General features: G+C 49.1%; 8 protein-coding genes. All 8 read left to right on the forward strand.

Features of this window, described 5'->3' with window-relative positions; translation table 11 throughout:
• Window positions 1-99: 99 nt before the first annotated feature.
• On the forward strand, window positions 100-543 hold the full coding sequence (gene mscL / locus BLQ79_RS05460; protein WP_091364604.1) for a large-conductance mechanosensitive channel protein MscL: 444 nt from the start codon (window positions 100-102) through the stop codon (window positions 541-543).
• 440 nt (window positions 544-983) lie between these two features.
• Entirely contained in the window at window positions 984-4,415 is a 3,432-nt protein-coding gene (locus BLQ79_RS05465; protein WP_091364606.1) for a pyruvate carboxylase, read from the forward strand.
• Window positions 4,416-5,139: 724 nt separating this feature from the next.
• A complete protein-coding gene (locus BLQ79_RS05470; RefSeq protein ID WP_091364608.1) occupies window positions 5,140-6,411 on the forward strand; it encodes an SPFH domain-containing protein in 1,272 nt (423 codons plus the stop codon).
• Window positions 6,412-6,424: 13 nt separating this feature from the next.
• On the forward strand, window positions 6,425-7,717 hold the full coding sequence (locus BLQ79_RS05475; protein WP_200779839.1) for a hypothetical protein: 1,293 nt from the start codon (window positions 6,425-6,427) through the stop codon (window positions 7,715-7,717).
• Window positions 7,714-8,481 carry a TPM domain-containing protein gene (locus tag BLQ79_RS05480; protein WP_159427855.1) on the forward strand — a complete coding sequence of 256 codons (768 nt, stop codon included), beginning with the start codon at window positions 7,714-7,716 and terminating at the stop codon, window positions 8,479-8,481. Before BLQ79_RS05475 ends, BLQ79_RS05480 begins: the two co-directional genes overlap by 4 nt.
• Before the next feature lie 427 nt (window positions 8,482-8,908).
• Window positions 8,909-12,697, forward strand: coding sequence for a DNA-directed RNA polymerase subunit beta (rpoB, locus tag BLQ79_RS05485; protein WP_091364610.1), 3,789 nt, complete (start codon window positions 8,909-8,911; stop codon window positions 12,695-12,697).
• Between the two features lie 26 nt (window positions 12,698-12,723).
• Window positions 12,724-16,725 (forward strand): DNA-directed RNA polymerase subunit beta', encoded by a 4,002-nt coding sequence (gene rpoC, locus BLQ79_RS05490; RefSeq protein ID WP_091364612.1) that lies wholly within the window; start codon window positions 12,724-12,726, stop codon window positions 16,723-16,725.
• A 372-nt stretch (window positions 16,726-17,097) separates the two neighbouring features.
• Window positions 17,098-17,198: transposase-like zinc-binding domain-containing protein (locus BLQ79_RS08520; RefSeq protein WP_456151359.1), on the forward strand; the 101-nt coding region annotated here is incomplete at its 3' end.

Here is a 17,198-nt window from a genome sequence, read left to right on the forward strand (position 1 = left end):
CGATGGGCTAAGTTCATCTTCGCTCATCGGGATGCTTCGTGATATAATCGGGATATAAATTTCAGGTTAGGATAAGGCGAAGAGCCGGAGGAAGAGTATATGGGACTGTTAAAGGATTTTAAAGAATTTGCCATGCGTGGCAATGTGGTGGACATGGCTGTCGGCGTAGTGGTAGGCGCCGCTTTTTCCAAAATCACCTCATCACTGGTAGACAACATCATTATGCCGCCACTGGGAGTCCTCATGGGCGGGGTGGATTTTTCCAACCTGTTTATTAATCTCTCTGATGTACCGGTAAAAACCCTGGCCGAAGCACAGGCGGCCAATGTACCGGTTATTGCCTACGGCTCATTTTTAAATGCGGTCATCGATTTTTTGATTATCGCATTTTCCGTATTTATCGTGATGCGCCAGATTAACCGCTTTTTCCCGAAAAAAGAAGAAGCTCCGGCTAAAGCACCAAGACTCTGCCCCTACTGCAGAGAAGCGATTGCCGATGACGCCACACGCTGCCCACACTGCACCGCTCAGCTGGACAAGTAAAAGAAAAGACAGGTTGGGAGTAGGATGTCAGGAGGCAGATTAGCTCCGTTCATCTGCACAAGGAAAAAAAGAGAACGAGACTTTCCAGAAAAACGGAGAGTCTCGTTTTGTTATGCTTTTATAAAAAACAGTGCAGAATGCAAAAGCTGAGGGAAGCTATCAAGATTCCGGTTGGCTGTCCCGAGAATGACAAAGCCATTCCTGCGGTCAATGAACTTTGTTCAAAATAGTACTCTATTTTAAACAATAACGTAATATTAAACTCGAATTATGTAAATAAAGTATAGCTATTCTTTAAAAAAGGTATTGAATTTAAAGTATAGTAAAAGTAAAATATAAAAGAACCATTGTTAATAGCAGAGGGATTTGCAAGGTAGGAGATCCCTTTTCTGTTTTCGAAATTATCCGCACATCTGCGGATTCTCAACAGAGGAGGAAATATGAAAAAGATTAACAAGATACTCGTTGCAAACCGAGGAGAAATCGCTATCCGCGTATTCCGAGCCTGTAAGGAACTGGGCATTCGTACCGTAGCTGTTTATTCTGAACAGGATATTCTGTCCCTTCACAGAAACCGTGCGGACGAAGCGTATCTGATTGGCGCCGGTAAAGGTGCGGTAGAAGCCTATCTCGATATTGAAGATATTATCCGCGTAGCTAAGGAGCATAATGTAGATGCTATTCATCCAGGCTATGGTTTCCTGGCTGAAAATGCAGAACTGGCTAAGCGTTGCGAAGAAGAAGGCATTATTTTCATCGGACCACATGTAGAACATCTGATTATGTTCGGTGATAAGGTCAATGCCCGTATTCAGGCTAAGAAGGCCGATATTCCGATGATTCCAGGCAGTGATGGCCCGGTTACCACCTATGAAGAAGTTAAGGCATTTGCTGAAAAGGTGGGCCTGCCGATTATGATTAAGGCTGTCAACGGCGGCGGCGGACGCGGTATGCGTAATGTAGACCGCATGGAAGATCTGGAATCCGCTTTTGAACGTGCTAAGTCGGAAGCGAAGATGGCCTTTGGCGATGAAGATGTTTATCTTGAAAAGTGCATCATGAACCCGAAGCACATTGAAGTGCAGATTATGGGGGATGAACATGGCCATGTGGTACACCTTTTCGAACGTGACTGCTCCATTCAGCGCCGTCATCAGAAGGTTATTGAAATGGCTCCGGCATGGTCCCTGCCAAAGGAACTGCGCCAGCGCATCTGTGATGCTGCAGTTAAGCTCATGAAGAACGTTAACTACGTCAACGCAGGTACTGTCGAATTCCTGGTAGACCAGAACGAAAAGGATTTCTACTTCATCGAAGTTAATCCGCGTATCCAGGTAGAACATACCGTAACCGAAATGATTACGGACATAGATATTGTAAGAACCCAGATCATGGTTGCAGAAGGCTATAGCCTTGATGATCCGGAAGTAGGTATTGGTAAGCAGGAAGATATATGGTACAAGGGCATTGCTCTCCAGTGCCGTATTACCACCGAAGATCCGGCTAATAACTTCATGCCGGATACCGGCAAGCTTATTGCCTACCGTTCCGGCGGTGGTCCTGGCGTTCGTCTCGATGCGGGCACGGCTTACACCGGTGCTGTCATTACTCCATACTATGACTCCCTGCTGGTAAAGGTTACCGTTCATGCACTGACCCCAAGAAGCACATTCAGCAAGATGCTCCGCTGCCTTGATGAATTCCGTATTTCCGGGGTTAAGACAAATATTTATTTCCTCCAGAATATGCTCCGCACCGAGGACTTCCAGAAAGGCCTCTGCGATGTAAACTATATCGACCGTCATCCGGAACTGCTGGTTGACCCGAACATTGTAGGCGACCGCGGAACCCGTATTCTGGATTACATCGGCGAAATCACCGTTAACGGCTATGCAAATGCTGGCCATCAGGCTAAGCCGGATTTTGAACCGGCACCTCGTCTGGATGCTGACCATCTGGAAGCACCGGCTGGCACCAGACAGCTCCTGCAGCAGCTGGGACCGGAAGGATTCTCCCGCTGGATTCAGGAACAGAACGAAGTACAGGTTATGGATACCACTTATCGTGATGCCCATCAGTCCCTGCTGGCTACCCGTGTAAGAACCCATGATATTATGCAGGCTATTCACTACACTGCATGCCATGTACCGAACCTGTATGCATTTGAAAACTGGGGCGGCGCAACATTCGACGTAGCTTATCGTTTCCTCGATGAAAGCCCGTGGGAAAGACTTCGTCAGATGAGAGAGGCAGCTCCGAACATTCTGTTCCAGATGCTGACCCGTGGGGCTAATACGGTAGGATATACCAACTATCCGGAAAATGTAGTCCGTCAGTTTATTGACCGTGCAGCAGAAAATGGCATCGATGTATTCCGTGTGTTCGACTGCCTGAATCAGCTGAGCCACATGGAAGTTACCATTGATGAAGTAAGAAAGCTCGGCAAGATTGCGGAAGCGACCATCTGCTACACTGGCGATATCATGGATCCAAACCGTCAGAAGTATTCACTCCAGTACTATGCAAACCTGGCTAAGGATATGGAAAGGGCAGGGGCTAACATCATTGCCATCAAGGATATGGCTGGTCTGCTCAAGCCGGAAGCCGCTACTGCACTGGTATCCACATTGAAGGATGCAGTAGACCTCCCGATTCACCTGCACAGCCATTCCGGCAGCGGTACCATGCTCTACACCTATGCCAACGCTGTTAATGCCGGCGTAGACATTATCGACCTGGCTACATCTGCGCTGTCCAGCGGCACCAGCCAGCCGTCTATCACCGCTATGTACTATGCACTCCAGAATAACCCGCGCCAGATGAACTTCGACGTGAAGGAACTGGAAAAGATTGACCGCTACTGGCAGGCAGTCCGTCCATACTATGCCGGTGTGGATGCGAAGATGACCTATCCAAACACCACCGTGTATGAACACGAAATGCCAGGTGGACAGTATTCCAACCTCCGTCAGCAGGCTACCGCAGTAGGCCTTGGCGACAGATGGCTGGAAGTATGCGAAATGTACCATAAGGTCAACATGATGTTCGGCGATATCATCAAGGTAACCCCGTCCTCCAAGGTGGTCGGCGATATGGCCCTCTTCATGGTACAGAACAACCTGACAGAAGAAGATATTTATGATCATGGTGATACCATCGACTTCCCGCTCTCTGTAGTTAACTTCTTTGACGGCAAGCTCGGTATTCCATATGGCGGATTCCCGGAAGATCTGCAGAAGATTATTCTTCGCGGCAGAGAACCGCATCTGGAAAGCAAGCCGGCTGATGTAGATTTCCACAAGGTCGTTCAGGAAATGGATGACAAGGAAATTCCAATCAGCGATGATAACATTTCTTCCTACTGCATCTATCCGAAGGTATTCAGCGACTACGTAAGAAGATACAAGCAGTTCGGCGATCTGTCCGTTCTGGACACCCCGACCTTCTTCTTCGGTATGAACCCGGGTGAAGAAGTACATGTCAACCTGGAAGAAGGTAAGATGCTTCTTATCCGTATGGACAACATTACCCGTCCAGATGAAAACGGCGACCGCATCGTTCAGTTCGAACTCAATGGTATGCCGCGTGAAATCCGCGTTCATGATAAGCATGTAGAAGATTCCGCTATTGAAATCAAGAAGGCTAATCCAGACGTACCAGGCGAAGTAGGGGCCACCCTCTCCGGCAAGGTAGTCAAGGTCCTGGTAGCTAAGGGAGATAAGGTAGAAAAGGGCGATCCAATCATTGTAACCGAAGCGATGAAGATGGAAACCACCCTCACGGCACCGGTAAGTGGCACCGTTAAGGAAATTGCCACCGCACCGGGTACTCCGATTGAATCCGGAGACCTGCTCCTGGTTATCGGAGAATAAGCAAAGCTGAAAAAAGGAGTTCTGACAATAATTTGTCAGGGCTCCTTTTTGCGTGCCTGATCAGCAGACCATAAGGCCGCAAGAATGGTTATGCCACTCTCGGCTCAGGATGGTACAATCCTTGCAGATTACAGGAGTGAAGCGGAATGTTCTCTTCTTGCAAAGGGCAAGCATGCGAAAGCTGATTAAAGGAAAGCATGAGAAACGATGCTCCTTTCTTGAAAGAAAGGGGGACCGACGAAGTCGGTGGATAGTTGATTCCACTTTGTTTGAATAAAGGAAAGCAGAAGGATATCACATATTTCTCTCTCTCTGGAGAGAGAGGGGGAATGACGACAAGGGCTTGTCGTCATTGGCTGTAAGTCCATAGAATTATGAAATCTTTGATTTCCATACTATTGACAGCCCGGTCTTTGCTAGCGAATGGTGGAAAGTAGAATCCTCTATGTTGGGATAAGGGAAAGCATGCTGATGTGCTCCGTCTGAAGTATGATTGTCTTGCTTACCTGCCTCAAGCTTTAAAGCGGACTCACTCACCGCTTATAGAAAATTCTTACGAATTTCCAAAGGTATCCAGATCGGTATTAAATAAAGCTTGATAAAGGGTATTCAGCCATCAGAGGGGGGATTTCAATCACTTTTGCGGTCTATGAGCGTCAGCTCATCTCTTACCTGTTATAATGAGAAAAGATGACAGTTATGATTACCTGAAGGAGGTATGACTATGGGACTGATTAAAGCAGCGGTAGGGGCTGCCGGTGGTGTTCTGGCAGACCAGTGGCGTGACTATATTTACGGAGAGGAAATGAATGCCGATGTGCTGGTTATGAAAGGGAAAAAGCGCACAGGCCGACGCAGCTCCAATACGGATGGAGAAGACAACATTATCTCCAATGGGTCTATCGTAGCGGTCAATGAAGGACAGGCTATGATCATTGTGGAACAGGGGAAAGTGGTGGACTTGTGTGCGGAACCGGGAGAATATGTATATGACCGTTCCACGGAACCGTCGCTGTTTACCGGCAATCTTTCCCAGAGCATTAAGGATGTATTTCATCGTATAGGCCGCCGTTTTACCTTTGGCGGAGATACAGGGAATGACCAGCGCGTGTACTATTTCAACACCAAGGAAATTGTGGGAAACAAATACGGGACACCGGGAGCGATTCCATTCCGCGTAGTGGATAGACGAATTGGTCTGGATGTGGATATTGCGGTAAAATGCTTCGGCGAATACAGCTATCGCCTGGATAACCCCATATTGTTCTATACCAATGTGTGCGGCAATGTGGATGAAGAATATACTCGTGACCGGCTGGACGGACAGCTGAAGACGGAATTTATGACTGCACTGCAGCCTGCATTTGCCCGGATTTCCGAGATGGGAATCCGTTACAGTGCACTGCCGGCCCACACTATGGAACTGGCCCAGTCTATGAATGAAGTGCTTTCAGAAAAATGGAAGGAGCTTCGAGGCATTGAAGTGGTTTCTGTTGGTGTTTCTTCTGTCAAAGCCAGCGAAGAAGACGAACAGATGATAAAGGACATTCAGCGAAATGCAGCCTTCCGTGACCCCACCATGGCAGCAGCCAACCTGGCCGGTGCACAGGCCGATGCGATGAAGACGGCAGCGGCCAATGAAGGCGGCATGGGTGCTATGGGTGCGTTCATGGGGGTAGGTATGGCGCAGCAGGCTGGCGGAGCCAATGCAGCAGAACTGTACCGTGTTGGAGCGGTAAAGCCGACGGAGCCAAAGACTGGCGGAACCTGGACCTGCTCGTGTGGAGCGGAAAACACGGGAAAATTCTGTGAAAACTGCGGGAAACCCAGACCGGGGAAGGATAGCTGGATCTGTCCGGCCTGCGGTACGGAGAATCATGGGAATTTCTGCACGAACTGCGGAAAGAAACGCCCGGAGGAATGGGTATGCAGCCACTGCGGAACCAGGAATAAAGGCAGTTTCTGCACCGAATGCGGGCAAAAGAGAGACGAGTGACCAGAACCGCTAAATGGCAGTTGTCGGAGACATAGGGAAGGGCAGTAATCCTTCCCCGCTTCGGCTGTATAGCTGTGTAGATATGGATGGGGTGATAAAGATTACAAACGGAGAAGCGAGTGAAAAAGAAGCCGTCAGCTATAAATGCGTGCAATGCGGTGCGCCGCTTACGTTCCTGCCTGGAGACGATAAGGTAACCTGTGAGTACTGTGGTAAAAAGTATACCGTACAGGAAATAGAGACACTCTACGGAAAACCTTCGGATAAACCGGGAACAGAAGAGAAGGAGAAAAAAGCCGCAGAGAGCAAAGCCGGAGCGGCACAGGAAAAAGAAAAGGAGGCATCGGATTCCGAAAAGGGAGAACAGGCAGAATGGGATGCCCGGCTGGCTGAGCATGCATGGAGCGAAGAAGATAAGAAACAATTCCGTACGTTTGTGTGCCCGTCCTGCGGTGCCGAGCTTATGACCGATGCCACCACTATGGCCACTACCTGCTGCTACTGCGGCAATCCGACTATGATTCCAGGGCGTTTTTCCGGAAGCTACCGTCCGGACTGGATTATCCCCTTCAAGAAGACACGGGACGATGCCCGGAAAGCACTGGAGGCATTTTACCGGGGCAAGCGGCTGCTGCCGGATGATTTTAAGGCGAAAAATCACGTGGACAAACTGCAGGGGCTCTATGTGCCGTTCTGGCTGTTTTCTGCAGACTGCACCGGTCGTGCCGATTATCAGGGGACCAGAAAGAGATATTATGAAACATCGGATGCCCGGATTATCAACACTGACCACTATCGGGTAGTGAGAAAAGGTGAAGTATCCTTTGATAAGATACCGGTGGATGGATCCAGCAAGATGGATGATCTGTATATGGAAAGCATTGAGCCATTTGACTATGACAACATGGAAACCTTTACGCCAGCCTATTTCACCGGGTATGTGGCGGATACATATGACATCAGTCATGATGATTCAGAGAAGAGGGCTGACAGCCGTCTGTCTTCCTCCTTCCTGGGAATGCTTGAAGCCACGGCGGCACCGTATTATGTCACGCTGTCCGCGGAAGATGGATCCATTTACAAAACCAGAAGCAACGTCAGCTATGCCATGGTGCCGGTATGGATAGTCACCACCCGGTACAAGGATAAACCCTACACATTTATGATGAATGGCCAGACTGGGATTTTTGTCGGCTCGCTGCCCATTGATAAGGGGAAACTGGCACGATGGACCTGGGGTACGTTTTTTATTATATTTATCATCAGTTTGGGGATAATGGAATGGGTGATGGGAGGATTAGGATGAGGAAATGGATAGTGATGTTTCTGGCCTTCCTCTGCTTCACGTTGGGATTTTCCACCGTATGGGCATCCCAGGTGGTGGATGAATCGGATGTACTCACAGCAGAACAGGAAACTGAGCTTAATAACCGCCTCTCGGAATTTACATCCTGGAGCCGGCAGGAAATGGATATTCTGATATTGCCGTCCATACCCCGGGGCGAGAGCATAAAGCAGTATTCTGAGCGGTATGTGCGAAGTGCCTCGGAAAATCTTGATGGCGGCATCGTATTGGTGATTGCTATGGAGGACCGGAAGTACTATATTGCTGAAACCGGTGGAATGTACCAGCGTGTTCCTCTTCAGGGGGAGGCTATGGATAATATTGTGGCATCTACCGAGTCGGCACTCCACAGTGGAGACTACTTCGGGGCACTGGATGGATTTCAGAAGAAAGTGAGTGAAGCGGTAAAGGCGGCTCCGGCGGCCACAAGCTCTCAGGAAACGCCGGAAGTGCCGATGGGGAAAAAATATCCGTGGATTCCTCCTCTTGCAGCCTTTGTGATGGCTTCCATCATGGCATGTTCCGTCCGCTCCATACTGAAAAACCAGATGAGCAACATATCGAGAAAGGCAGATGCCCGGGATTATGTAAAACCTGACTCCTTCCATCTGACCGGACAGCAGGATGATTTCCTGTACACTACCACCCAGGTCATTCCCAAACCGAGGCACAACGGAGGGAATGGAGGAGGCGGCGGTACCGGAGGCCGTGGAGGAAGCTTCTGAGTCAGATGCAGCAGAAGAAAAAATAAAGAGTGGTCTATCTTTTTAACGGGCCAGGTGATAAAATAACTTTGAATCACGATTTCATACAAAAAGCAATAGGAATTTTCTGATAAAGAAAAGTTCAATAACAGGCGAAAATCTTTTTATATCATGAAAAATTGGATATAACCATAAAATAATTTTCAATATATGATATAAGAAGATACTATTTGACATGTAAGTCTGTATATAGTAATATTTTTATTCGCCACGATTCGTTTAATATTACTAATAGCAGACAGTAAGCGCAGAAGGAGACGGTGTTAGGTTTAGTGAGTGACCACGCCGTTTTTTTCCTATTGAGTACGGATTGTGTATTGAGTTTTGGAACACGGGAGCGCTTGGCGTTTCCTTTTCCGCAGCATTTAATGAAAGGGTGAGGCGTGGAATGTTCAGACCTGAACAAGTAGGTACCAGAAAAAGATATACCTATGCTAGGGCACAGGAAGTATTAAAGATGCCGCATCTGCTCGACCTTCAGACCAAGTCATATGCATGGTTTCAGAAGGAAGGGCTGAAAGATGTCTTCAATGATATTTCCCCGATTGAAGATAACGCAAAGAAATGGTCCCTGTATTTTGGGAATTACTATTTCGGAGAAAAGAAATACAGCATTGAGGAATGTAAGGCAAGGGATGCAACATACTCTGCCCCGCTCCAGGTAGATGTAAGACTGGTAAACAAAGACACCGGCGAAATCAAGGAACATGAACTGTTCATGGGCGATTTCCCGATTATGACGGATACCGGTACATTTGTCATCAATGGTGCAGAACGTGTCATCGTATCTCAGCTCGTCCGTTCCCCTGGCGTTTATTTCAAACGCGAACAGGATACTTACGGCAAGATGATTTATTCCGGACAGATTATTCCAAACCGCGGCGCATGGATTGAACTGGAATCCGATGCCAACGGCGCACTGTCTGTTCGTATTGACCGTAACCGCAAGATGCCGGCCACTGTACTTGTACGTGCATTGGGTTTCTCCAGCAATGAAGATATTCTGGAACTGTTTGCCCATGATGTACACATTGAAAAGACACTGGAAAAGGATCCATCCCGTACCACAGAAGAAGCGCTTATTGAAATATACAAGAAGCTCCGTCCGGGTGAACCGGCTACTGTAGACAGCGGTACAACCCTGCTTCACAATTTCTTCTATGATCCGCACCGCTATGACCTGGCCAAGGTAGGCCGTTATAAGCTGGGCAAGAAGCTGGGCTGGAAGCATCGTCTGGAAGGACATGTCATTCAGGATCCTATCGTTAATCCGGAAACAGGAGAAATTGTCATTGAAGGAAACTCCCGCATTGACAGCGATGCCATCAAGCGCATCGAAGAAAGCGGAGTATTTGCAGGAGAAGGCCCGGTAGTAGTTACCCTTCTCAAGGATGAAGGTACACCGGTTAAGATTATCTGCAACAACAGCAATCTGGACGACAATTTCCGTACACTGACCAGAGAAGACATCATCGCGTTCATCGACTACAGCCTAAACATGATGCAGGGCTTTGGTGAAGCGGATGATATCGACCATCTGGGCAACCGCCGCGTTCGTACGGTTGGCGAACTGCTGCAGAATCAGTTCCGCATCGGTCTGTCCCGTATTGAACGTGTAGTCCGTGAACGTATGACTACACAGGATCAGGACAAGATGACACCGCAGGCACTGGTAAACATCCGTCCGGTTGTGGCAGCTATCAAGGAATTCTTCGGTTCCTCCCAGCTGTCCCAGTTTATGGACCAGACCAATCCTCTGGCTGAATTGACACACAAGCGCCGTCTGTCCGCATTGGGACCTGGCGGTCTGTCCCGTGAACGTGCAGGCTTCGAAGTTCGAGACGTACATTACTCTCACTACGGCCGCATGTGCCCGGTAGAAACCCCTGAAGGTCCGAACATCGGGTTGATTTCCTCTCTGTCCAACTACGGTATCATCAACAAGTACGGTCTGATTGAAACTCCGTACCGTCTCGTAGATCCTAAGGATCACCATGTAACCAACGAATGCCACTATGTAACAGCCGACATTGAAGAAGGCAAGATTATTGCACAGGCATCTGAACCGCTGGATGAACATGGATTCTTCAAGCATAAGAACGTAGCCAGCCGCCGCGGCCCGGACGTTCTGGAAGCTTCTCCGGAAGAAGTAGTACTTATGGACGTATCTCCTAAGCAGGTCGTTTCCATCGGTACTTCCCTGATTCCATTCCTGGAACACGACGATACCAACCGAGCACTGATGGGTGCAAACATGCAGCGTCAGGCTGTGCCGCTTCTCCGTCCGGAAGCTCCGCTTGTCGGAACCGGTATGGAATTTACCGCAGCACAGGACTCCGGCGTATGTATCCTCGCTAAGCGCGCCGGCGTGGTAGAACACGTAACCGGCCGTCAGATTGTCGTTAAGACCGACGATGGTGACGAAGACGTTTACCCGATGATTAAGTTCATGCGTTCCAACCAGAGTACCTGCGTAAACCAGAGACCAATCGTATACAGAGGCGACCGCGTAGAAGCCGGCCAGACACTGGCTGACGGCATGGCCACCGATGGCGGCGAACTGGCTCTGGGACACAACGTACTGGTAGCCTTCGTTGCATGGGAAGGGTACAACCACGAAGACGCCGTTCTCATTTCTGAACGACTCCTCAAGGATGACCTGTACACATCCATCCACATCGAAGAATACGAATGTGATGCCCGGGACACTAAGCTGGGCGATGAAGAAATTACCCGTGAACTTCCTTCCGTAAGCGAAGAAGCTATCAAGAACCTTGATGAAGACGGTATTATCCGCATTGGTGCTGATGTACGTCCGGGAGACATTCTGGTAGGTAAGGTTACCCCGAAGGGCGAAACCGAACTGACACCGGAAGAACGACTCCTCCGCGCTATTTTCGGCGACAAGGAAAGAGAAGTACGTGATACCTCCCTCCGTGTTCCACATGGCGAATTCGGTAAGGTAGTGGACGTTAAGGTGTTTACCCGTGAAAACGGCGATGAAATGGCACCAGGCGTCAACAAGCTCGTACGCGTATACATTGCACAGAAACGTAAGATTCGTGAAGGCGATAAGATGGCAGGCCGTCACGGTAACAAGTGCGTATGCTCCAGAATCCTTCCTGTGGAAGATATGCCATTCACTCCGGATGGACGTCCGGTTGATCTGGTACTGAATCCTCTGGGCGTACCGTCCCGAATGAACATCGGTCAGATTCTGGAAATCCATCTCTCCTGGGCATGCCATATGCTCGGTGAAAGAATTCAGGAAGCCAAGCATAATCCGGAACTGGCTAAGGAACTGGAAAGACAGCTCCGCGAAGACGGATATGACTTCGATAAGTACGGCATGCCGGAACCAGATGAATCCGGTATCCACATTGCCACCCCGGTATTCGATGGCTGCCGCGATGAAGATCTGAACAAGACACTGCGTCTGGCAGGACTGCCGGCAGATGCCAAGACCGACCTCTATGATGGCCGTACCGGTGAAAAGCTGGATGGCCGCGTAACCATCGGCTGGAAGTACATGCTCAAGCTCCATCACCTGGTTGATGATAAGATTCATGCCCGTTCCACTGGTCCATACTCCCTGGTTACCCAGCAGCCACTGGGCGGCAAGGCACAGTTCGGCGGCCAGCGTTTCGGCGAAATGGAAGTTTGGGCGCTGGAAGCTTACGGCGCAGCTTATACACTGCAGGAAATGCTCACCATCAAGTCCGATGATGTCATTGGCCGTGTAAGAGCATACGAAAAGATTGTTAAGGGCGAAAATATCCCAAGTCCGGGTGTTCCGGAATCCTTCAAGGTATTGATGAAGGAACTTCAGTCCATCGGTCTGGATGTAAGAATCCTCAACGAAAACGGCGAAGAAGTTGTGATGAAGGAACTGGATGAAGAAGACATTGAAGCTAACTTCATGGAACATCATCACAAGGAACACAAGGATGAACATAAAGAAGATATCAAGCAGCTCATTGAAGGTGATACGGGTGTGACCGAATCACGTAAAGCATTTGAAACAGGAATGGCCGGAAATGCACAGACTGCAGCAAACGACGTAGCTTCCTTTACGGAAACCGCCGAAGCTGAAGTATATGCACCGGACGGAGATGCAGATACTTCCGTACTGATTACTGATGAACATGGTCAGCTGGATGACCATAGTGAAGAATAAGCATTTCCGGAAAGGAGCGGTATCAATTGTTAGATGTAAATGAATTTGATTCCATGAAAATCGGCATCGCCTCCCCGGAGAAGATTCTGGAATGGTCCCATGGTGAAGTAACAAAACCGGAAACCATTAACTACAGAACCCTCAAAGCGGAGACGGATGGTCTTTTCTGTGAAAAGATTTTCGGACCGACCAAAGACTGGGAATGCAAATGCGGCAAATATAAGAAAATGCGTTACAGAGGCACCGTCTGCGACAAGTGCGGCGTCGAAGTAACCAGCTCCAAAGTACGTCGTGAACGTATGGGGCATATTAAGCTGGCATGCCCGGTATCCCATATCTGGTACTTCAAGGGAACTCCATCCCGTATCGGACTGATCCTCGATATTTCTCCACGCCAGCTGGAACGTGTACTCTACTTTGCAGCGTACATCGTACTGGATCCAGGCGAAACCAAGCTGGTAAAACAGCAGGTTATGAATGAACAGGAATATCAGCAGGCGGTTCAGGAATACGGTGAAGGTTCCTTCAAGGCAGGCATGGGGGCAGAAGCCATCAAGACCCTGCTGGAAGAACTGGATCTTCACAAGATGGAAGCGGCACTTAAGGAAGACATCGCTACCGGAAGCGGTCAGCGTAAGGTTCGCAGCATCCGTCGTCTGGAAGAAGTAGAAGCGTTCATTCAGTCCAAGAACAGACCGGAATGGATGATTCTCACCGTACTGCCGGTTATTCCGCCGGAACTGCGTCCAATGGTTCAGCTCGATGGCGGCCGTTTCGCTACCTCCGACCTGAACGATCTCTATCGCCGTGTTATCAACAGAAATAACCGTCTGAAGAGACTTCTCGAACTGGGCGCTCCGGAAATCATCGTAAGAAACGAAAAGCGTATGCTCCAGGAAGCTGTGGATGCCGTTATCGATAACGGCCGCCGCGGAAGAGCGGTATCCGGACCGGGCAACCGCCCGCTCAAGTCCCTCTCCGACATGCTGAAAGGTAAGCAGGGCCGTTTCCGTCAGAACCTTCTCGGTAAGCGTGTAGACTACTCCGGACGTTCCGTAATTGTAGTCGGACCAGAACTGAAGATGTACCAGTGCGGTCTGCCAAAGGAAATGGCTATCGAACTCTTCAAACCGTTCATCATGCATGAACTGATTTCCAGAGGCATGGCTTCCAACCTCAAGGTGGCACGCAAGAAGGTAGATAAGCTGGCTCCGGAAGTATGGGATGTTCTCGCTGATGTAATCAAGGAACATCCGGTACTCCTGAACCGTGCACCTACCCTGCATCGTCTGGGGATTCAGGCATTTGAACCAGTACTGTGGGAAGGCCGCGCAATCAAGCTGCACCCGCTGGTATGCCCAGGCTACAACGCCGACTTCGATGGCGACCAGATGGCATGCCATCTGCCGCTGTCCGTAGAAGCACAGGCCGAAGCCAGAACCCTTATGCTCTCCATCAACAACATTCTGTCCACCAAGGACGGCAAGCCGGTAGCTATTCCGTCTCAGGAAATGATTCTGGGCGCTTACTACCTTACCATTGTTGAACAGAGCAAGGCAGAAGAAGACACCATGGATGTGTCCCAGCTTCACTGCTACACCGGCTATGACGAAGTTATGCTGGCTTATACCCTGAAGAAGCTTAAGATCCATGACTTCATCAAGGTAGATATCCCAGGCCATGGCCTCGTTGTGACTACCCCGGGTCGTCTGATTTTCAACTTTGTCCTCCAGGAACCAATGCGCTTCTACTACAAGCGTCCGGATGGACAGGAAGCACTGGGTATCACCATCGGCAAGAAGCAGATGGGCAAGCTCGTCAACGATACCTTCAAGAAACTGGGCTTTACAGAAACCGCAAAACTGCTGGATAACGTAAAGGCACTGGGCTTCCATTTCGCACTCGTATCCGGTATTTCCATCGGTATCAACGACGTTGCTGTACCGCCGGAAAAGGATAAGATCCTGGCAGAAGCTGATAAGCAGGTAGCCCGTGTTAAGGCATACTTCAGACGCGGCTTCATTACCGATAATGAAAGATACAGAAAGGTTGTTGAAATCTGGTCCAAGGCTACTGACGACGTAGGCGCAGCCATGAAGGGCAGCATGCGTAAGTTCAACCCGCTGACCATGATGGCACAGTCCGGTGCCCGTGGTAACGACAACCAGATTCGTCAGCTGGCTGGTATGCGTGGTCTGATTGCCGATACATCCGGTAAGACCGTAGAAATGCCAGTTAAGGCTAACTTCCGTGAAGGCCTGACCGTACTGGATTACTTCACATCCTCCCACGGTGCCCGTAAGGGCCTTGCAGATACCGCGCTGCGTACCGCAGACTCCGGTTATCTGACCCGCCGTTTGGTCGACGTATCTCAGGATGTCATCATCCGTGAAGATGATTGTGACGTTCAGGTTCTGGACTTCGAAAGGGAAAAGGCAATCATTGCTTCCGAAGAAGATACCAGAAAGGCTATTATGAACCTCAAGCCGGAACTTCTCGGTACCATTCTGGATCAGGACGTAGTAGATGTACGTTCCGGCGATATCCTCATCGTCAAGGGCAAGGTACTTGATGCATCCGATATCACCACGCTGAACCGTCATCTCGTTCCGTCCATCACCGTTATTCCGAAGGCAGAAGATGACAATCTCGAAACCCGTGAACCGGTAAGCTACGATCTGGGTCAGCAGGCTGGATATGAAGAATACAAGAAGGCCATTACCCATCGTATGCATACCCACTTCATCGGCAAGAAGTTCGAAAAGGACGTTCTTACCCTGGATGGAGATGTTCTCTTCCCGGCAGGAACCGTCATTACTGACGAAATCGCTGACAGAGTTATCAATAGCAACGTTCCGGTTATCTATGTCCGTATGGATGAAGCCGAAGGCGTTGAACTCTCCAAGATTGTGGAATCCGGCGGACTTATCGAATCCCTGGCAGACCGTATCAGCGGCCGCTGCCCAGTAGAAGATATTGTCAATCCGGAAAACGGCAAGGTTATTGCGGTTAAGAACGAAGAAATTTCCGATGACCAGGCCGAAGAAATTGAAAAGTACTACGATACCGTCAAGGTTCGTTCCATTCTTACCTGTCACTCCGCTCATGGCGTCTGCGCTAAGTGCTACGGCCGCAACCTGGCAACAGGCCGCGACGTAGAAATCGGCGAAGCCGTAGGTATCATTGCGGCACAGTCCATCGGCGAACCAGGTACACAGCTGACCATGCGTACATTCCATACCGGCGGCGTTGCTTCCTCCGAAGATATTACACAGGGTCTTCCACGTGTAGAAGAATTGTTCGAAGCCCGTAAGCCAAAGGGAAATGCTATCATTTCCGATTTGGCCGGTACAGTACATATCGAAGAATCTGAAGAAAACAAGGGTGTATTCGTTATCACCGTAGCTAACGAAGAAACCTCTGAATCCTACAAGATTCCATTCGGCAAGCGCATTTCCGTGGTAGAAGGACAGAAGATTGCGGCAGGTACCCGCCTCATCGAAGGTAATATCAACCCGCATGACATCCTCCGAGTAAGCGGCGTTCAGGCTACCCAGAACTACATCGTTAAGGAAGTACAGAAGGTATACCGTTCCCAGGGTGTAGAAATCAATGATAAGCACATTGAAATCATCGTTCATCAGATGCTGCGCAAGATTAAGATTCACGATCCGGGTGATTCCAAGTGGCTCCCAGGCGAAACCGTGGATATCGTTGCGTTCCGCGCTGAAAACGAACGTCTGGATGACGAAGGAAAGAGACTCGCAACCGGCGAACACCTCCTCCTCGGCACCACCAAGGCCGCCCTGGCCACCGATTCCTTCCTCTCTGCAGCTTCCTTCCAGGAAACCACCAGAGTCCTCACCGATGCAGCTATCAAGGGCAAGACCGATCCGCTCATTGGTCTTAAGGAAAACGTTATCATCGGCAAGCTGATTCCTGCAGGTACCGGTATTTCCCGTTACCGCAAGATGAAAGTCGTTCATCTCGCCGAAGAAGCAAAAGCTGAAGAAGCTGAAGCTGAATAACAAAGAATAAGCAATAAAAAAGAGTCCCTATGGGGGCTCTTTTTTATTGCTTATTCTAATTATGGCATGAATTACAAACACTTATATTATAAATAGGGGGATATAGGACATTTCGTGTTGGTTTTAATGCCGATGGAGCCAGTGTTTATCGGGCTTCATTGGCATTTATTTTTTGGGTTATAGGACATTTTGTGTGTTTTTTAATGCCAATGGAGCTAGTATTTATCGAGCTTCATTGGCATTTATTTTTTCTGAGATGATTTTTGAGGGTGGACAAAAAGTGTTGTAAAAAAGTCTCAAATCCCTTGCAAATACTGGTGAAATGGGCTTTTATTTTTCTGTTGAAACTTTATGTTTGTTTGGAGGGAGTTTATGAGAAAAATAAGATGCCCTTACTGTGGCTTTTCTTGCCGTAGGCATGGAAAAACCAGTGCCGGAACTCAGCGTTGGTATTGCAGTAATTGTAAGATTGC

It is taken from the genome of Dialister histaminiformans, from assembly GCF_900103425.1.
GTDB lineage: Bacteria > Bacillota > Negativicutes > Veillonellales > Dialisteraceae > Allisonella > Allisonella histaminiformans.